We start from the raw sequence: 18,829 nt of genomic DNA, 5'->3' as shown, positions 1-18,829 counted from the left end.
CAGGGATAACTGGCTACGGCCAACCTCGACAGAATCACCCTAACCGGGTGAGCACTACCACGAATGCGTGACACATCACCTTTATAGACACCACAGGGGCCCGACACTCCTACTTCTCTGACAACACATTTTTTGACCGTTGGCCAATAGCACACTTGACGCACATGGTCCGATTTGACGACCAACCTTCGCCTGTGTGTTATTTGTCAAAAATATTGCGTGTCGAACAGGTTGCAAAATTGTCAATTTCGACGCCGAGAGGGTTACGCGCGAGTTACATCGGGCGATCATCGAGAATATGGATCTCACCGAGTCACCGGTCGCCCGCTCCGACTCGGCGACCGACACTGAACGCGCATTTGCCCAGGTGATGGCTGATATCACTGGTCAAGAGCGCGTGTCGGCCGACAGCAACTTCTTTGACGATCTCGGAGCCAACTCACTGCTGATGGCCCAGTTCTGCGCACGGGTACGCAAGCGGGCGGACCTTCCCTCAGTGTCAATAAAGGACATCTACAGGAATCCGACCATCGTCAGTCTCGTCTCGGCATTGGCTGCGAGCCAGGACGTCCCCGCCGAAGCGCCTCCACCAGCTCCGACGGGGCCACCGCGCAGCGCCGGAACGCTGGAATACGTCGGCTGCGGGGTACTGCAAGTCCTGGCCTTCCTGGCCTACTCTCTCCTCGTAGCCGAGGTGCTCGGTGTGGGCACCGGCTGGATCTCGGCAGGTAGCGGTCTGCTTGACTACTACTTGCGCTCGGTCGGCTTCGGCGCCGTGGTGCTGGTCATGCTGTGCACGCTTCCGATCGCGCTCAAATGGATACTCATCGGACGCTGGCGACCTCAGCAGATCCGCCTGTGGAGCCTGGCCTACGTCCGCTTCTGGGTGGTCAAGACATTGGTCCAGCGGAACCTGCTGGTCCTGTTGTTCGTCGGCTCACCGCTCTACTCGCTGTACCTGCGGGCACTCGGCGCGAAGATCGGGCGAGGAGTGACGATCTTCTCGCACTTCGTCCCGGTGTGCACCGACCTGCTCACCATCGGCGACGGCACAGTGATCTGCAAGGACACCTCCTTCACCACCTACCGCGCGCAAGCCGGGGTGATCCAGACCGGCGCGGTCACCGTCGGCGCCGACGCCTACATCGGCGAGATGTCCGTACTGGACATCGACACCCGGCTCGGCGACGGCGCCCAACTCGGACACACCTCGTCCCTGCAGGCCGGACAGGCCGTCCCGGACCGTCAGAGTTGGCACGGCTCACCGGCGGTGCCCGCCGAAGTGAACTACCGACGGGTCGAACCGAGGACATGCGGCAGGTTCCGGCGGGCCATGTTCGCCGTACGCCAGGCACTGACCATGGTCCTGTTGCTGGCCCCGCTGGTGCTCGGTCTGCTGGACCTGCTGTTGACCGCGGCACCGCAGCTCATCCCGGTGCTGGGACTGGGAACGGCCGTGCTGGACTTCAGCGACCCGACGTTCTACGGCAAGGCCCTCATCGTCTCCTGGGTACTGTACTTCGGCTTGCGGCTGATCGGTTTCCTGCTCATGATCAGCCTTCCGCGTCTGCTCAACGCGGCCATCACCCCAGGCGCGGTCTATCGCCTCTACGGCCTCCGCTACTCGGCACACCGCCTGATCAGAGTGCTCACCAACATGCGGTTCTTCAAGACCATCTTCGGCGATAGCTCGGCCATCGTGCATTACCTGAGCGCACTGGGCTGCCAGGTGTCCACGGCTGAGCAGACTGGCTCCAACTTCGGGTTGCAGGAAAAGTTCGAGAGCCCCTTCCTCGTCTCGACCGGGGCCGGCACGATGATCGCCGACGGTTTGTCGATCATCAACGCCGAATACACCAGCACCTCTTTCCGCCTGTCGCGGACGACCATCGGGGCACGAAACTTCCTCGGCAACCATGTCGCCTACCCCGCCGGTGCCAGGACCGGAGAGAACTGCCTGCTGGCCACCAGAGTCTTGGTGCCCCTGGACGGTCCGGTGCGGGAGGGGGTGGGACTGCTCGGCTCGCCCAGCTTCGAGATCCCACGCTCGGTGGAGCGCGACAGCCAGTTCGATCACCCGAGGACCCCGGCGGAGTTCCGGCGCAGGCTGGCCGCCAAGACCCGGCACAACGTGGCGTCCATGCTGCTCTACGCCCTCCACCAGTGGCTGTTCTTCTTCGGGCTGGTGCTGTTGGCCTGGGCTTGCGCCCTCCACTACAACGCGGTCGGCGGACCGCTGCTCGCGCTCGCCTCGGTGGTCACGATCGTCTACGGAATCGTCTACTTCATCGCCGTGGAGCGGATAACGGTCCTGATCAGGCCGCTGAACCCGCTGTCGTGCTCGATCTATGACCGGCGGTTCTGGCGGCACGAACGGTTCTGGAAAGCGGCCGCGACGTCCGTGCACATGCAGGTACTCAGTGGCACTCCGCTCAAGGGCGTGGCATGGCGACTTCTGGGGGCCAGCGTCGGCAAACGGTTGTTCGACGACGGCTGTGCCATGCATGAAAAGACGCTGGTGAGTATCGGTGACGATGTCACGCTCAACGTCGGCGCCAACATCCAGTGCCATTCGCAGGAGGACGGAGGCTTCAAGATGGACCGCATCACCATCGGTCACGGCTGCACCGTCGGTGTCGGCGCCTGGGTGCACTACGGCGTGACGATGGGCCCGGGTTCGGTCCTCGACCCGGATTCCTTCCTCATGAAGGGTGAGCAGGTCCCCGACAACGCGCGATGGGGCGGGAACCCGGCACGCCAGATTCGGGCCGACCACTACCAGTAGGGCCGGCAGCCCTGGTGGAACAACGACAAGTACGGGAGGGACGACCCCATGACAATCGGCGCGGGGGACGACCGTGAGCATTGGCGTCAGGTACTCACCGCCGGCGGCCGTACCATCATTCCCCGATGGACACTCACCCCTGTCGCCGGCGTCACCGAACGCCAGGCACCGATTCCCATCGGGGTCATGGCCACAATCCGGCTGCTGGCCGAGCAACTTCGCGTGCCGCTCAGTTCGGTACTGCTCGCAGCGCACGCCAAGGTACTGGCCGCGCTGTCGAGTGAACACGAAGTGCGCACCGGCTACGTCATCGAGACCGGTGGCCTGCCACTGCCCTGTCGGCTCAGTACCGAATCCGCGTCCTGGCGCGAACTGATCGAGCGCACCGGGCGGATCGAATCACAAATCCTGGCCTACAAGGATTTCCCCATCGACGATCTGCGTACCGAACTCGGCATCACCGAGCCGCTGTTCGACACGGTGTTCGACCCCACCGGCGCCGTTGGGCCTCTTGCCGGGGACACCGTGTTGTGGGTGGGCGTTTCGGCCGAGCAGCAGATGCTGCGGCTGCGCTACCGAACCGATGTGCTGGACTCCGACAGTGCCGACCGTGTCATCGGATACCACCTGAGCGCGCTCACGCTGATCCACACCGACGTCGACGCGCGGCACAGCGGACAGAGTCTGCTCTCCGCCGAGGAATTACAGCTGCAACTGGAAGAGCTCGCCGGGCCACGTGTCGAGTTGCCGGATCTGCGCTGCCACGAACTGTTCCAACGCCGCGTCGCCGAACGCCCGGACGCCATCGCCGCCGTATGTGGCGAGCGACGATGGTCTTACCGGGAACTCAACGCACGCGCCAACCGGCTGGCCCGAGCGCTGGTGGCGCGCGGGCTGCGTCGCGAAGGCGTCGTCGCGGTGGTGACCGAACGCGACCTGGACTGGCTGGCCGCCGTACTCGCCGTGTTCAAGGCCGGCGGGGTCTACCTGCCCATCGAGCCGCGGTTCCCCGCCGATCGCATCGTGGCCACCCTGCGCAGGGCCGGGTGTGAGCTGGTCCTGACCGAACTGGGCAGTACGACCACTCTGCGCAGAGCCGTCGAATCGCTTCCCGAGGTCCGCACGCTGTTCGTGGACGCCGCCTATGCGGAGGACCACGCCGACAGCGATCTCACCATCGCCGTCGACGCCGATCAGCTTGCCTACATCTACTTCACCTCGGGCTCCACGGGCGAACCCAAGGGGGCGATGTGCGAACACGCCGGGATGATCAACCATCTCCACGCCAAGATCAACGGCCTCGGTGTCACCGGGGACTCGGTGGTGGCGCAGGTCGCTCCACAGTGCTTTGACATCTCGCTGTGGCAATTGGTTTCCGCCTTGGTGGTGGGCGGCACCACGCTGCTGATCGAGCAGGACGTGGTCCTGGATGTGGAGCGGTTCGTCGATCAGCTCATCCGGGACCGGGTCACCGTGTTGCAGGTGGTGCCCTCCTATCTTGAGGTCGTACTGTCCTTTATGGAAAGCCACGCGGTCGCGTTGCCGGACCTGCGGTGCGTGTCGGTCACCGGCGAGGCGCTCAAGGCCGAACTGGCCCAACGCTGGTTCGCCACGATGCCGGGTATCACGCTGGTCAACGCCTACGGGCTCACCGAGACCTCGGACGACACCAACCACGAAGTGATGGACCACGCGCCGCAGCGGGAACGAGTGCCGCTGGGGCCACCGGTGCACAACGTTCGCGTGTATGTCGTCGACGAGCATCTCACCCCGGTCCCGCTCGGCGCCCCCGGCGAGATCGTGTTCTCCGGGGTGTGCGTCGGCCGCGGCTACGTCAACGACCCCGAGCGCACCAGGCTGGCGTTCACGGCCGACCCACACCGGCCGGGTGCCCGCCTCTACCGCAGCGGCGACCACGGGCGCTGGCTGCCGGAGGGCAAGCTGGAGTTCCTCGGCCGGCGCGACTCCCAGGTCAAGATCCGCGGCTTCCGCATCGAAATCGGCGAGATCGAGAACATCCTGCTGCGGGTGCCCGGAGTGCGCGACGGCGCGGTGGTCGTCACGCGACGTGGCGGGCAGGGCGCGCGGCTGGTCGCGTTCTACTCCGCCCGGCAGCCCCTCGACGTTGACCTGGTGCGGGACAGCCTCGGCGCCGCGCTGCCCGAGTACATGATGCCCTCGGCCTTCCACTGGCGCGAACAGTTGCCGGTGACTGCCAACAGCAAGATCGACAAGAAGAACCTCACCGCGCTGGCCGCCGAGCTCGACGCCATGGACGAGGACTACCACGAACCCAGCACCCACACCGAGCGGCGGCTGGCTGATGCCTGGGCCAGGGTGCTGGGCACCCAAGTCGACCAGATCGGTCGCAGGGACCACTTTTTCGACCGGGGCGGTACCTCGCTGTCGGCGGTGAAGCTGGCGATCACCCTGGACCGCGCGGTCTCGCTCAAGGACGTCACCAAGCACCCGATCCTCGCCGATCTGGCCGCGCTGATCGACGGCCGGTCAGAACCACTGGCTTCGTCCTGAACCGTCGCAACCGAAGGGAATCACGATGTCGTCCTTATCCAAGGCATCCCCGCACGAGATGGATCTGTGTCCCGGCCTACCGGCATTGCTGCGGGTCGACGCCGGTGGCGATGCGGCCGGCTGGGCGAGTACGCACCGGGACGCGATACGCGGGCTGGTCGCCGACCACGGCGCGGTGCTGGTCCGCGGCCTCGGGCTCGCCGATCAGGCCACGGTCGCCACGGTGTTCGGAAAGCTGACCGCCAGTCCGATGACCGAGCGGGAGGCCTTCGCGCCCCGCACGGCCTACCCCGACAGCGTGTACTCCTCGACGGCATGGCCACCGAACCAGCCGATGTGCATGCACCACGAACTGAGCTACACCCTGGAGTTCCCCAGGCTGATGCTGCTCGCGTGCCTCAGCCCGCCGACCGTCGGCGGGGCCACGGGAGTCTGCGACTCGCCCACCGTACTGGCCGCGCTGCCGGCCGACCTGCGCGCACGGTTCGAGCGCGAGGGCTGGCTGCTCACCCGCAGCTTCAACGACGAGATCGGGGCATCGGTCACCGAGGCGTTCGGCACCGAGAACCGCACCGCGATCGAGGACTACTGCCAGGCCAACGGGATCGAATTCGCGTGGCAGCCGGGCGGCGGTCTACGCACCAGGCAACGCCGCAGCGCGATCGTCAGGCACCCGGTCACCGGCCAACGCTGCTGGTTCAACCAAATCGCCTTCCTCAACGAATGGACGCTGGCCCCCGAGGTGCACGACTACCTGGTTGACATCTACGGCGCCGACGGGCTGCCGTTCAACACCAGGTTCGGCAACGGCGAACCGATCGGTGAGGACGTCGTGCACCTGCTCAACCAGGTCTACGAGGCCAACACCGCGCGCGAGCCGTGGCAGGCAGGAGACCTCATGCTCGTGGACAACATCCGTACCGCGCACAGCAGGGACGCTTTCGAAGGACCGCGCGAGGTACTCGTCGGGCTGGCCGACGCGGTACGTCTTTCCGACTGTTCCCCCACTGTCGAGGTGAGAACCAGGTGACCGCAATCCCTTCCGCCGCCAACTCCGCGTCAGCCGAGCCGATCACCTTGCCGCCATTCGCGGTGATCTCCGGTGCCCAAGTGCGACAGGCCTTGTCCGGACGCGAGAGCCGGATCGTCGAGTTGGTCGAGGACGCCTACCGAGTCCACGGTACCGGTGACTCGGTCAACCCACCCTCCTACTTCCTGCGCTTTCCCGACCGCCCAGCCGACCGGATCATCGCCCTACCCGCCTGCCTTGGCGGGCAAACCAACGTCGCCGGCCTGAAATGGATCTCCAGCTACCCCGGTAACGTGGCCGCCGGCATCCCCAGGGCATCGGCGGTGCTGATCCTCAACGACCCCGAGACGGGCTACCCCTTCGCGTGCCTGGAGAGTTCCATCATCAGCGCGACCAGGACGGCCGCATCCGCCGCATTGGCCGCCGGCTGGCTCAGCCGCGACCGGCAACGCCCCCGGCGCGTCGGGTTCTTCGGCGTCGGTCTGATCGCCCGCTACATCCACACCTTCCTCGCCGGCACCGGCTGGACCTTCGACGAGATCGGCGTGCACGACCTGCGCCCCGACAATGCCGCCGGCTTCCGCGGTTATCTGGAGCAGTCCGGGGTCACCGGCCGGATCAGCGTGCACGAGACCGCCGAACATCTGATCCGCAGCAGCGATCTGGTCGTCTTCGCGACCATCGCCGGCCAGCCGCACGTACACGACCCATCATGGTTCGCACACAACCCCTTGGTACTGCACATCTCCCTGCGTGACCTGGCACCGGAGATCCTGTTGGCCTCGACCAACATCGTCGACGACATCGACCACTGCCTCAAGGCCGACACGTCACCGCACCTGGTCGAACAGCGCACCGGCACCAGGGATTTCCTGCTCGGCACCCTGGACGACGTGATCTCCGCCCGGGTCACCCCACCAGCGGACCGGCCACTGATCTTCTCCCCCTTCGGGCTGGGCGTACTGGATCTGGCCGTGGGCACATTCGTCTACGACCAAGTGTCCAACGCCGGTGGATTGCAGATCATCGAGGACTTTTTCCACGACTTGCGCCGGTATGGCTGAGCGGCCGACCACCCATTGGCCCTGTGGCAGACGAGGAGATCACCGTGCCAGTCATCACCGTTCCCGAGTCGTTCAACGAGGACGATCTGTATGTGGACCTCCGATGGAGCTTCGGGTATTCCCTGTTTCTCAAGTGCGAGGGCTTCAACTTCGCCGGCTCCATCAAGCTCAAGGCCGCGACCGAGATGGTGGACTCGGCCGAGCGCGACGGCCTGCTAAGGCCGGATTCGATCCTCGTCGAGTCCTCGTCGGGCAACCTCGGTGTCGCGCTGAGCATGATCGCGGCCAGCCGGGGGTACCGGTTCCTGTGTGTCACCGACTCGCGCTGCAACTTGGCGACGCGGCGGGCCATCGAGGCACTGGGCAACGAGGTACACATCATCACCGAACCCGACCCGGACGATGGTTTCCTCGGCGCCCGCATCGGCCACGTGCGCGCGTTGTGTGCCTCTGACGATCGGTATGTGTGGCTCAACCAGTACAGCAACGCGAACAACTGGCGAGCGCATTATCACCGGACCGGACCGGAGATCGCCGCCGCGTTCCCGAACCTGGACGTGTTGTTCATCGGTGCCGGCACCACGGGGACCCTGATGGGCTGTGCGCGGTACTTCCGGCAGTGGCGCCGGCCGGTGCGCGTCATCGCGATCGACAGCGTCGGCTCGGTTACCTTCGGTGGTCCCGCCGGCCGCCGAATGCTACCCGGCTTGGGTACCAGCGTACGCCCGCAGTTGCTCGACGAATCCTATGTGGACGAGGTTATTCCCGTGGCGGAGACCGACGCGGTCCGTGCCTGTCATCGGTTGGCCCGCAACGGGTTTTTGTTCGGTGGCTCGACGGGGACGGTGGTCAGCGGGGCGACCGGCTGGCTGTCCACGCACGACACGCACCACTTGACCGCAGTGGCCATCGCCCCCGACCTCGGTGAGCGCTACCTCGATACGATTTACCAGACCAATTGGCTACAAGGCATTTATGGTGAGAATGTGCTCACTGAACCGTCACAGGCTGGGGGCCGCTTTCTTTCGTGAGGATGAGGGTCACCGCGTTGAAGCGTTACCCGCCCGCGGTCCGTGAGAAGGCTGTCCGTCTGGCCATGGATCGGCTGGACGAGTACGGATCTGCCTACGCTGTCGCGCACGCCATCGCCGGCCTGCCCGTCAACGCCTTCGCTGTCGAGGTGTTGCGACGACCAATTGAATCCGCCAGGCCATTGGCGCCGGCCGCTTCCGGAAGGTACCCGTCCGGCCCTCCGCCCTGCACCGGGATAGGGTGAGCATGCGTTCCGAACGCTATTCCCATCGCCCGTTTCACACGAGGTGGGCTATGCCCGAGCCGATGAGATAGGCACCGAAGCCGGCCGCGACGATGACAATGAGGGTACGGCCGTGTTTCGCCAGCCAGGTGTTCACGGCGGTGACACCGCGGACCGTGGCGTCCGGCCAGATGGCATGGGCGATGATCGGTATCTCGATCAGGAGCATGTAGATCGCGGCAACGAGAATGATGCTGAGCACGGTCACCAGCAGGCTGGCGTGTGCCTTGGCGATGGAATGCAACGAGGACAGGTACAGCGGTGCCGGCGTGTACATCAGCACGCCGACGCCCAGTACCCCGATGAGGCCGAGTTCGCGGCGCTGTTTGGCGACTTTGGGCCCGCGCGGCGGCCGGAAGTGGATCACCAGGGCGAACGCTATCAACAAGACACCGATGGCGAGGTCGATCCAAGCCGGCACGGTTCGGTGCTTGGGGCTCTCAGCTCCGGTGCCCTGCAACACCAGCACGAAGACGAAGCCGAAGCCGAGGGTGATGAGCACGGCGCCGGACAGGAAGATCAACGCCCGTCTCCGGGGTCGCGGGTGGACCAGGAGGAACGCGATGAACAGCAGGGCAGGCGGATAGATTGCCGCGCCCAGCGCGGCGGGTACGGCTTCGGATAACATCGCTGACACTGCCTCCCCGTGTCGTCGTGCCGTTTCGTGTTGGCCGGGTTGCCGCCGTGAGCCGAACTCCTCCATAGGCTGCCACCGGCATTTCGCTGCCGGCGTGCTGACACGATTTCCAAGATCGGCAGCCGGCTGCCCGAGGCATTACCGGGTCCCACCCCTGTCGCCGGCCTCCGGATCAGCCTCGACGACTTCGGGCCCTGGCTGGTCTGCCGCAGGTGCGGGTCGCGGCGTCAGTCGTGCCGTGACGACGTATGCGACGACGGTGGACACGATCACCAGCGGCATCACGGCGATCCCGTCCGAGAGCAGCAGCAGGGTCGCCAGCATGACGGAGGTGAGCGGGAGCATGAGCATGCTGGCGCACATCGCGCCCATGCTCATTGCCACGGCGGCCACCACCGACAACCCGGGTAGGTGCGACAGCGCTACGCCGGCCGCCGCGCCGAGGAACAGCGAGGGAAAGACTGGGCCGCCGCGGAACGCGCTCAGCGATAGGCTGTACCCGAGGCCCTTGCACACGAGCAGCAGGACGAGAGCCGCGACGGAGTAGCTGGACGCGTTCTTGATGAGCGAGCTCAGTGCCGACTGGCCGGAGAACAGCACGTCCGACGAGCTCTTGCCGGTGATCTCGGCGTAGCCGATGGCGAGTACGGCGATGACGATCCCCACCAGCGGTGTGAGGATGATCGCGCGCCTTTCGATATGCGGTCGGACGAGCTGCGCGAGCCGCCGGATTCCGGTGCCCAGGAACGCGGCGGCGAATCCGATGGCCAGAGCCCACCCGAACTCGGCGAGGCTGGGATGGGTGAACGGGGGCAGCCCTGGTATCGACAGGGAGAACGCACCCAGACCGGTCCAGGAACCCAGGCCCACGAAGATGAGCGCGCCGATTCCGGCGGCCAGCAGGCCGGGTAGCAGCACGAGGATGAGCATTGCCCCGCCCAGGCCCGAGGCCTCCATCAGGAGGAAAGCCCCGAGGATGGGTGAGCCGAGCAGCGTGCTCACCGCCGCGAAACTGCCCGCGGCCGCGATCACCGCGACGGCCTGTTCCGGCATATCGCGCCGAGCGAGCCGTCCCGCCAGCACGGCGAGCCCAGCCCCGAGCATGATCAGCGGCGCCTCCGGGCCGAGCACCACACCCAGGCACAAGGAGGCCAGCGCGGCCAGCACGATGCCCGGCAGGTCAGCGGGAGCCGGCGTCCCGGCCGGCTTGAACCCGTCCGCCGGGGAGTGGCCTCCGGTACCCGGCAGGTATCGGATGGCCAGCGCGACGAACAGGCCCGCCATGGCCAGCAGCGGCACCGGCCACCAGGCCGGCGCGGTGTGAAAGCCCATCCCGACAGGAAGGCGGATGAACAGTGCCGGTTGCAGATAGTTGACCAGTGCGAGGAATCCGTACGCGACGGCCGCGACCGGTGCTCCGAGCAGCGCCGACAACAGCAGCAGCCCGACATACTTCCTGCTCCGCACCAACGCGCGTGGATCTTCCGATGCCGTCACCTCCGGCTGCCCCTCATGGCGGTCAGGTGTCCGTGTCGCCTCGGGCGAGCTCGATCGCGAATCCCAGTGCCGCGGCGACCTTTCGAGCTGCGAAGAAGGTGCGTAGCGTGGACACGTTCGAGGTCATCGTGACCAGCACGTCCTGGACCCTGTCGAGCGTCAGGCCGGTCGCGGTGGCCGCGTCCGATGTGCGGCAGGCAGGACGCGGCCGTCGCTTCCAGTTCGGGCGCCTCTCCTTGGACCATCAGAACTCCTCTGGTTGCGAATCCATGCGCACACCGTGCGTCATGCGGTTGCGCGGCCAGGCTGGGATCGCCCTCTGAAGACGAACAACCTCCAGGTCGCGGAAAATGCACGCGCCACGCCGGACCCGCCCCTGCAGGTTCCTTGCGCGCACCCGGCCGGGCCCACCAGCACCGCCCAAAACCCGCCAGGCCGCATCGCCCAACGTGGGCGAACTCGCGTGCGTCTGTCGCGTCGAACGACTGCCGGAGCCGGGTGTCAGATCTCGGTGGCCGCCTCGACTTTGCCTGCTTTGACAGCGGCCCCGAACGCGGCGTAGTCGCGTTCGTTCTGGTCGGCGTAGGTTTCGGCGAAGTCGGCGATCGCATGGTCGAATGCGTCGGAGCCGTCGAGGTAGGCGGCCAGGGCAATGCGGTCACCGGAGCGGGCGTGCGCCCGGGCCAGGGTCCACCCGCACAGGCCGGCGTAGACCCGCAGACCCGAGGGGATCGCCTGCTCGATGGGGAAGGAGAATTTCCAGTCCTTGAGCTGGCGCACGTAAAAGTCGCGGTTCACCCCGTCCGGGCCGGCCACGCGAGTCCAACCGAGGAAAATGTCGCTTTCGGCCTGCATCAGATGCTGACCGGCGACGGCCCGCTCACCCTGGTTGCCGTACCGGCTGCGCCCGCAGTACTCCGCCAGGACCGACGGCTGGGCCTCTTTTGCCTGCAGGAACAATGGCTCGACTCCGCCTCCACCGTCCATCAGCAAAATCCAGGCGCGGGTGCCGACACTACCCACCCCGACGACCTTACGAGCCACCTGGACCAGCGTGAACTGCTCCAGCAGGTGCCGCCGGTCGGACTGCAGCGTCCGCCGGTACTTGCCGAGGACCGTATGGATCTCGTCATACAGCTGTCCGGCATCGACATCGGAGAAGAGCTCCTCGATGGGGACGATCATCGGCGGGTCGCTGATGATCCGCCGCCGGCCCTCGACCAGCGTGGTCAGCTTGCCCATCGCCTTCGTACTGTCCTTGGTGTGGGCCTTGGCCAGCATCTTCTTGGCGGCCTTGTATCCGTGTGCCTTCAGCTGGGACCGGACGTCACTTATCGTCTTCTCGATGTCCAGATGCGCATACCAGACCTGGAGCAGGGGCTGCTCCGCGAAGCCGCCCATCGCGGTGCGGTAGCTCTCGGCTGCTGCGAGGACGATCTCGCGGCGGGCCTTGGCCGGGAACCCGTTGTCCCGTCCAGCCACCTCCAGGCTCGCCGCCAGCCTCTTGAGGTCCCATTCGAACGGGCCGGGCAGGGTCTCGTCGAAATCATTGACGTCGAAGACCAGGCGCCGCTCCGGCGAGGCGAACGCGCCGAAATTCGAGAGGTGCGCGTCCCCGCACAGCTGAACCCACAACCCCGATGTGGGCGTGGTGGCCAGATCAGCCGCCATCGGCAGCGCTGCTCCCCGGTAGAACGTGAACGGCGACACCAGCATCCGCCCATGCCGGACCGGCACCAGCTCCGCAACCCGTGATTCCGCCTGTCCCGACAGCAGCCCGATCGGATCCCGCGCTCCGCCGGGGGTGAAATCCGCGTGCGATTCCAACGGCGCCACCGCCCTGGCATCTCTACCCCGGGCGACGCGGGCCGCCCGGCTCAGGTGTTCCACCGCCCCCGCCGGCAATGAACCCTTGCCGGGTGCCCGCCGGGCTGGGCGCGTGCGAACACCCCCTTCGGTCTTGGCAGCCATAACCACTCCCTTCGCCGAGGCCGCGGAGCTGTCGGTAACCATCTGATTCCACCGGCACGGCCCCGATGTCACATCTGAGCGGGGTCGCCAGCCGGGAGCGGCGCGGCCAACCCGGCCGAGCCTGGCTACTGCGCACCGTCTCGTGAAATCTCTCCGTCCGGCCCATGGACCTCCGCTTGCTGTCAAGCGCCAGTCCACGTCGCGGCGGGGCGGGTGACATCCCCCTCTGGGGATGAAGACGGCCGTCATCCCGCGAGGAGCCCCGGCTCAGCTACCGCCGGCTTGGTGCCAGGAATACGGGTTTCGAGTGGTCATGCCGTAGGAGCGTCCGGTTCGCACCTTGCCCCGCGGGCCAGCTCCGGGCAGCTCCACCGCGCCAAGGGCGCCTCCGTCTGGGTGGGCAGCTCACAGGCAAGTGCCTTCACCTCAGCCACGACGGTGGCCGGGAAGACCCGCGGCCGCCCACTGCGCGGCCGGTCAGCCAGTCCCGGCAGCCCTTCGTGGCAGAACCGCTTGCGCAATTTGCGCACCGTGTCCACGACAACCCCGAGCGTGCGAGCGATATCGGCGTTGCATTGCCCGTCAGCGGCGGCCAGCACGATCCGCGCCCGCAACACCTGCCGATGTTCAGCACGCCCACGTCGCGCCAGTGCCTCCAGCATCTGCCGATCCGCCGGGTCCAGCGTGATCACATACGGGCTACGCGCGGCCACCCACCCACTCATTTCACGATCGACTATAGGAGTGAGACCGTATCGGGCAGGATCGTGCCCATGGCCTCCCCACCCGAGTGGACCAAGACCTCGCTGCGTCAACGCCTGCTGGCCCGCGCCCGGGAACGCTGGCCCAACTGACCACAGTCCAGGTCCGTCACCACGGTGCGTTCGCTTACGTCACCGGCGAACTCACCGACGGCACCACTCTGCCCTGTTCCGGTTGCGGTACAACGGATCCGCCAGCAGCTGGGGCTTCGCCATCTACCGCGCCAGCCACCAGGACTACGAAAAATCGACCCTGCCCAGGGCGTCCAACCGACCCGCCTCTGTCGGGGTATGTCGCAGCTCCGCGAGCAGCAGATTCGGGTCGTTCCCGGCCAGGTTGGCGCCGTTGGTCACATAGGCCCGGTTTCCTTGAACGGCGACGGCCGTGGTCCCCTGCATGCCGTCCTCGGCGTCCAGCAGGGTCTCGTGGGCGCCGTCCGGGCCCACCCGCACGAGCTTGCTGGTCTGGTTGATCGCGGCGAGGATCTCGGTGCCCCGACCGGTGAAGTCGAAGTCGTCGACGCCCTCCAGCCCTGTTGCCCGGACGTCGGCGCGGCCGGAGCCGCCGCGCTTGGTCACCGGGATGCGGACGATGGTGCCGTGGTCGGAGTTGGTCGCCCACACAGCACCGTCATGGACCTTCAGGCCGTTCGCGCCGAAGAAGGCACCGGGCGCCAGGGCCGGGTCCGCCGACCACACCGAGGCCTCGCCGCCGCGCAGCGGGGCCTGCCAGATGCGCCCGCCGGTGGAGTCGGTGACCAGAAAGCGGTCCCGCTTGCCGTCGATGACCAGTGCGTTCGGGAAGGTGTCGGCGGGCAGCGGCACGACGAGCCGGGGCGCACCTGAACGACGGACCTGCCAAATCCCGGTCAGCCCGCCCTGCCCGGAGGAGTAGAGGAAGTACACGGCGCCGCTGTCCGAGCGGGCGACCCCGGTGACCACGGGGATCCCGATGACCGGGGTGGTGCCGCCGCCATCCGGAGGTAGCGGCATGGTGGCGAGTACCTGGACGGCCCCGTCCGGCGCGACCCGCACCACCTGGCGGGCGGGGATCATGCCGATGACCGCGCCGCCGCCGGGCTCCAGGGCGATGCTCTCGGCGGCTTGGCCTGCGGCCCGGTCGAAGTGGGCGAGGATGCGCACCTCGCCCAGGCGGGTGCCGGCAGCGTGGTCGAGGTGCGTCGAGGTGGTGTCCAGGACCGCGGTCGGGGACGCGTGGGCCGCCGGGGTCGCGGCGACCCCGGCGCCCGCGGCGAGCAGGGTGGTGAGGCCGAGCGTGGCTGCGCGCCGCCTCATCCCGGTGAGTCGGTGGGGGAACATGGTCTTCCTTTCGGTCGTGCGGGATGGGGATGGGCCCGGGCACGACGGGGCGCCCGACGGCCCGTGCGGGGCCGTCGGCTGCGTGCCGATGGTGCCCAGCTAGCCCGGGAGGTGTCGGTCCGTCCGCGCTTCGCTACGCGGGTCGGTCCCGGACGGGGTGAAACGTTCCTGGCCGAGCACGGCCAGCAGCTCCAGCTGCGAGACCGCGGCGCTGCCCGGCGCGGGTGAGTACACGATCAGGCGCTGGTCCTGCCGGGCTGTCGCCAGAATGTCGAAGTCCAGCTCGATGAGCCCGACCGCAGGGTGCAGGATGCGCTTGCGGTCGCTGCGACGGACCGCGACGTCGTGCTGGGTCCAGAGCTCGGCGAACTCCGCGCTCTCCGCGCGCAAAGCCCCGACCAGCCTGTTCGCCAGGGGGTCAGCCGGGCGGACCGCGAGGGTCGCCCGCAGGTCGTCCACCTGCGCACGGCTCTCGTGCTCGTGGTCCTCGGCGCGGTAACGCCCGCGCATCTCCGAGTCGGTGAACCACCGGTAGGTGCAGCTGCGGGCGAGGCCGCGGAAATGGGTCTGTTCCCCCACCAGCGCATCTGCCATCGGGTTCTGGGCGAGCACGATGTTCAGGTCGGAGGCGATCAGGGCGGGCAGGCCCTGCAACCCGTTCAACAGCCGGAGGAGGCCGCGGCTGACGTGCTCGTCACCATCGATGCGAGGCGGAGCGTGGTGACCGGCGAGGCGGAAGAGATGGTCGCGTTCGTCGATCGTCAGCCGCAGCGCGCGGGCCAACGCGGTGAGCATCGTGACCGACGGTTGCGGGCCGCGTCCCTGCTCGAGCCTGGCGTAGTAGTCCGGTGACATGCCGGCGAGCTGGGCGACCTCAAAACGCCGAAGCCCCGGCGTTCGACGCCGCCCACCGACCGGAACACCGACGTTCTCCGGCTGGAGCAGCGCACGTCGGCGTCGGAGGAAGTCTGCGAGCTCGTTCCGTTCCACGCTCTCAGCATGCTCCTCGCGCAGCGAGACAACCAGGACTCGTCGATACCACCTTCATCGGACGGACGATGATCACTCAGCTCCCTCGGAGTGCGCGCGAGGGCAGCCTGCCGAATCTGGCTCCCGGTGAACCGGCCGAGGTGGGTGAAGCCCCATAAGAGCGCTGTCTCGGTCGCGCCACCGCGGCCGTCGACGAGATCGACGCGCACCCACTCCAGCCGCACGACGCGGAGGCAGACGGTCGGCGAACGGGGCAGTACGGAGTTGTCAAACATCAAGGCGCCGCTCAACCACGGCACGAGACCTAACATCGGAACTGCAGTGGTCAACAACGCGGCGGCGGACCGCGGGGAGACGTCCACGACCGCACGGACAATGGACAGGTAACAAATCGGCGACATAAGTCGGTGCTGATGCCGATGGCCTGCTCGACGTACACCCCACGAGGCACCCGTCGCGGGTGCGGGTAGCCGAGCAGCTCGCGCGCTGCCTTCTTCAGCGGCGAAATTTTGTACTCGCTAGTACATTGCCTGCGCGCCAAGCCCCGGCTGCCGTCGGGGTTGAGCACGTGCAGTGGCATCGAGACGAACCGGTGGGCCGGGTCGAGCGCGTCGTCGCGGATGTTGCCCGCCGATACCGTGCGCACCGGAATGCCGAACTTCTCCGCTGCGCACGGAGCCGGGCGAGGTTCATATACACCGCGCGTGGTTCCCAGCCGGTGTCGGCGAACAGAGCGACGTCGAAGCTCGGGATCACACCGTCGCACGCCAGCAATAGCACGGCGCTGCTCTGGACCCCGGCGCCTAGCGAGAGGCACCGCAAGACCGTACCGGTGTCGTGAGTGGATGATGGATTGGTCATGCCGCGTTCGCCTCTTCGGTGTATCCGGAGGGCTCGGTGGAACCGGCGTCGAGGTTGGCGAGGTCGGCGAGTAACTGGGCGACGGCATACGTGGCCTGCTGCGGTACGACGCCGTTACCCAGCGCGCGAAGTTGGGCGGTGCGCGGCAGTGGAAGATCTGTCACCCAGCCCGGTTCGAGACCTTGGAGCCATTCGACGAAGGCTGGGGCCAGGACGGGGCGGCCATGGATGCCAGCCAGCCGCGTGACTAGGCCTGCTGGTCGCCGGGGCCGAACAAGGGTTTCGCCGTTGTCGTGGCCGAGCAGGAACGTGAACCGGGCCAGGTCGGTGCGGAGTTGGCCGATGTCGTAGACCGGGCTATCGATGAAACGCCGTAGGGATGGGTGGACATGATCGTGGTCGGCGGCCAACCAGTCATGGAGAAAGCGTAGGAGTTCAGCCAGCTCGGCCGTGTCCCCGGCGTCGACGTTCACCGCGGGCATGGTCACGGCCTCAGGTTAGCGTGGTTGCTGGGATTGATGGTGGTTACTCCGGCGGTGTGGCTGAGTTCGGTGCGGAGTTTGTCGTTTTCGATGGTGATGCGGCGGATGTGTTCCTCGTAGAGGTCGAGATGCAGGCGCAGTTGCTGGGTTTCCGGTGCGCAGCTTGGTGATGCGCTCGTTCAGCTGGTCATTGCCGCCCGGCCGGGATCGCGTGGCCCGCTGGATGGTTGCTGTTGCCGCCTCGGTCAGGAACTTGTCGATCAATGCTGGGTAGTTGCGGTAGAGCGTTGGACGGGTGATCCCGGCGCGGGCGGCCAGCGCGCTCACGGTGGGCCTGACGGTTCCGGCGCGGCCTTCGGCCAGCAATGTGTCCGCGGCGGCTTGGATGTCGGTTTCGGTGACCGTGCTGGGTTTCACTCCTAGGTGTCCTTTCCGGTGGCGAGAAGCCGGCTGATCTGGTCGCGGCGGGTCCGGAGTCGTTCGTGGACGTAGGGCACCAGCAGCTCACCGGTCTCCAGTGAACTGTCTACTTTGGATAGCCGGTTGTGCCAGGCGGTGCGGTTGTCTTTGGTGAGGGCGACGTTGCGGCAGGCAAGTGGCTGGCAGTCGCCGAGTGACGGGTTGAGGTTGCCCCCGGGAACCGGACACCGGGGTTTATGCCGCGAAGGCGAGATGTTGATGGTAGCTTACGCGGGTTTCGTGTGGGGTTCGGTAGTTGAGTGTCGAATGTAGACGGTCGTGGTTGTAGTAGCCGAGGTAGGCGAACACGGCCCGGCGGGATACTTCGACGAACGTGGCACAAGGGACATCCTTCCCCAGACCAGTGTCTGGGCTCAGGGTGTCCGGTCCATCGGGGCAACCCCAAGGGGCGGCCGAGCTTGCCGAACTGGCCTCAACCTCATCACGCTCACGGAACCGCAACGTCGAAGCGGAGGTCAGGGTCGCGCCATCGGACGCGAACACGAACGTCCAGCCGAGGCTTACCAGCGGCCAAGAGAAGTCGGTCACCTCAACCCAGCTCTCGACGTTTCCCTCCCCAGGGACACTGGTGAGCCGATAGGTCGCCTCCCTGGTCCACCGTTCCCAGCCTCGGGCAGCCGGATCGCGCGTCTCGAACACCAGATAACCACCCGGCCGCAGGGCAGCGCACACAGCCCTCAGCGTCGCCTGCCAGTGCTGAGGATCCACGATGTGCTGGACAACGTTGGCGGTCATCGTCGTCACGTCTCGATCAGTCACACACGCAGCGGCGGCGTCGCCATCCACCCAGCAAACCCTGCCTGCACCAGGCTTGCTGCGCGCAACCGCGATGGAAGCAACGGCCGGGTCCACAGCCACCACGTCGTAACCACGCTGCGCAAGCAACAGCGCAAACGTGCCCGTTCCACAACCGACATCGAGCACCCGCTCGGCGCCCAACTCATCGAGGATGGCTACGTAGACATCAAGGTCGCTGCGGTCCGAATCCAAAGCGTCATAGATCGCGGCAAGCCGCGGGTCTCGAAATTCCTCATCCACAGCAACACTCAATCACGGCATCAAGGAAACGCAGACCGCGACACCAGCTGCCATACCGTCCTGCAC

The 18,829-nt window shown here is 66.8% G+C and carries 16 protein-coding genes; 6 read left to right on the top strand and 10 right to left on the bottom strand.

Going from position 1 to position 18,829, the window contains the following annotated elements:
• The first annotated feature begins 298 nt into the window (after positions 1-298).
• From D5S19_RS09865 to sbnA, 5 genes are read left to right on the top strand one after another with little or no spacing between them, the layout of a single operon-like run.
• Positions 299-2,785, top strand: a complete 2,487-nt coding sequence (locus tag D5S19_RS09865; RefSeq protein WP_199730424.1) for a Pls/PosA family non-ribosomal peptide synthetase — start codon at positions 299-301, stop codon at positions 2,783-2,785.
• Between the two features lie 48 nt (positions 2,786-2,833).
• Positions 2,834-5,317, top strand: a complete 2,484-nt coding sequence (locus D5S19_RS09860; protein WP_120023041.1) for a non-ribosomal peptide synthetase — start codon at positions 2,834-2,836, stop codon at positions 5,315-5,317.
• Positions 5,318-5,342: 25 nt separating this feature from the next.
• The gene (locus tag D5S19_RS09855; protein ID WP_120023040.1) at positions 5,343-6,347 is read left to right on the top strand and encodes a TauD/TfdA family dioxygenase; all 1,005 of its coding nucleotides are present in this window, start codon (positions 5,343-5,345) and stop codon (positions 6,345-6,347) included.
• The gene (sbnB, locus tag D5S19_RS09850; protein ID WP_120023039.1) at positions 6,344-7,411 is read left to right on the top strand and encodes a 2,3-diaminopropionate biosynthesis protein SbnB; all 1,068 of its coding nucleotides are present in this window, start codon (positions 6,344-6,346) and stop codon (positions 7,409-7,411) included. The genes D5S19_RS09855 and sbnB overlap by 4 nt, the downstream gene beginning before the upstream one ends.
• 44 nt (positions 7,412-7,455) lie before the next feature.
• On the top strand, positions 7,456-8,442 hold the full coding sequence (sbnA, locus tag D5S19_RS09845) for a 2,3-diaminopropionate biosynthesis protein SbnA (protein ID WP_120023089.1): 987 nt from the start codon (positions 7,456-7,458) through the stop codon (positions 8,440-8,442).
• Positions 8,443-8,721: 279 nt separating this feature from the next.
• On the opposite strand, the gene D5S19_RS09840 is transcribed toward sbnA, so the two are convergent.
• Both D5S19_RS09840 and D5S19_RS09835 read right to left on the bottom strand, forming a co-directional pair.
• Complete coding sequence (locus tag D5S19_RS09840; RefSeq protein WP_158605514.1) at positions 8,722-9,354, bottom strand: GAP family protein; 633 nt, start codon at positions 9,352-9,354, stop codon at positions 8,722-8,724.
• 147 nt (positions 9,355-9,501) lie between these two features.
• Positions 9,502-10,860, bottom strand: a complete 1,359-nt coding sequence (locus D5S19_RS09835) for a chloride channel protein (RefSeq protein WP_233573801.1) — start codon at positions 10,858-10,860, stop codon at positions 9,502-9,504.
• A 107-nt stretch (positions 10,861-10,967) separates the two neighbouring features.
• Here D5S19_RS09835 and D5S19_RS09830 point away from each other — a divergent pair, with 107 nt between their 5' ends.
• The gene (locus D5S19_RS09830; protein WP_120023037.1) at positions 10,968-11,183 is read left to right on the top strand and encodes a hypothetical protein; all 216 of its coding nucleotides are present in this window, start codon (positions 10,968-10,970) and stop codon (positions 11,181-11,183) included.
• Between the two features lie 178 nt (positions 11,184-11,361).
• Here the strand turns inward: D5S19_RS09830 and D5S19_RS09825 are convergent, their stop codons facing one another.
• The 8 genes from D5S19_RS09825 to D5S19_RS09795 all read right to left on the bottom strand — a co-directional run bounded on the left by D5S19_RS09825 (position 11,362) and on the right by D5S19_RS09795 (position 18,763).
• Positions 11,362-12,696: a DUF2252 domain-containing protein gene (locus tag D5S19_RS09825; protein ID WP_233573800.1), complete on the bottom strand. Its 1,335-nt coding sequence runs from the start codon at positions 12,694-12,696 to the stop codon at positions 11,362-11,364.
• 446 nt (positions 12,697-13,142) lie between these two features.
• Positions 13,143-13,544, bottom strand: coding sequence for a helix-turn-helix domain-containing protein (locus tag D5S19_RS09820; RefSeq protein WP_158605513.1), 402 nt, complete (start codon positions 13,542-13,544; stop codon positions 13,143-13,145).
• 285 nt (positions 13,545-13,829) lie between these two features.
• Positions 13,830-14,888, bottom strand: coding sequence for a hypothetical protein (locus D5S19_RS09815; protein ID WP_158605512.1), 1,059 nt, complete (start codon positions 14,886-14,888; stop codon positions 13,830-13,832).
• A 123-nt stretch (positions 14,889-15,011) separates the two neighbouring features.
• Positions 15,012-15,902, bottom strand: a complete 891-nt coding sequence (locus D5S19_RS09810) for a helix-turn-helix transcriptional regulator (RefSeq protein WP_120023033.1) — start codon at positions 15,900-15,902, stop codon at positions 15,012-15,014.
• A 325-nt stretch (positions 15,903-16,227) separates the two neighbouring features.
• Positions 16,228-16,548 carry a hypothetical protein gene (locus D5S19_RS32960; RefSeq protein WP_233573799.1) on the bottom strand — a complete coding sequence of 107 codons (321 nt, stop codon included), beginning with the start codon at positions 16,546-16,548 and terminating at the stop codon, positions 16,228-16,230.
• 211 nt (positions 16,549-16,759) lie between these two features.
• On the bottom strand, positions 16,760-17,251 hold the full coding sequence (locus D5S19_RS32955) for a hypothetical protein (RefSeq protein WP_233573798.1): 492 nt from the start codon (positions 17,249-17,251) through the stop codon (positions 16,760-16,762).
• A 9-nt stretch (positions 17,252-17,260) separates the two neighbouring features.
• The gene (locus tag D5S19_RS31630; protein WP_147397361.1) at positions 17,261-17,662 is read right to left on the bottom strand and encodes a TetR/AcrR family transcriptional regulator; all 402 of its coding nucleotides are present in this window, start codon (positions 17,660-17,662) and stop codon (positions 17,261-17,263) included.
• A gap of 237 nt (positions 17,663-17,899) precedes the next feature.
• The gene (locus D5S19_RS09795; protein ID WP_120023032.1) at positions 17,900-18,763 is read right to left on the bottom strand and encodes a class I SAM-dependent methyltransferase; all 864 of its coding nucleotides are present in this window, start codon (positions 18,761-18,763) and stop codon (positions 17,900-17,902) included.
• Between the last annotated feature and the right edge of the window lie 66 nt (positions 18,764-18,829).

This window comes from Amycolatopsis panacis (assembly GCF_003600245.1).
Classification (GTDB): domain Bacteria; phylum Actinomycetota; class Actinomycetes; order Mycobacteriales; family Pseudonocardiaceae; genus Amycolatopsis; species Amycolatopsis sulphurea.
The sequence above is the reverse complement of the archived record's forward strand: the minus strand, read 5'-3'. Positions and strand labels throughout refer to the sequence as shown.

Bases quoted from the DNA above. Each gene is read 5' to 3' on its own strand.
- D5S19_RS09860 (WP_120023041.1), top strand. From the start codon at position 2,834: ATGACAATCGGCGCGGGGGACGACCGTGAGCATTGGCGTCAGGTACTC.
- D5S19_RS09840 (WP_158605514.1), bottom strand. From the start codon at position 9,354: ATGTTATCCGAAGCCGTACCCGCCGCGCTGGGCGCGGCAATCTATCCG.
- D5S19_RS09855 (WP_120023040.1), top strand. From the start codon at position 5,343: ATGTCGTCCTTATCCAAGGCATCCCCGCACGAGATGGATCTGTGTCCC.
- D5S19_RS09865 (WP_199730424.1), top strand. From the start codon at position 299: ATGGATCTCACCGAGTCACCGGTCGCCCGCTCCGACTCGGCGACCGAC.
- D5S19_RS09815 (WP_158605512.1), bottom strand. From the start codon at position 14,888: ATGAGGCGGCGCGCAGCCACGCTCGGCCTCACCACCCTGCTCGCCGCG.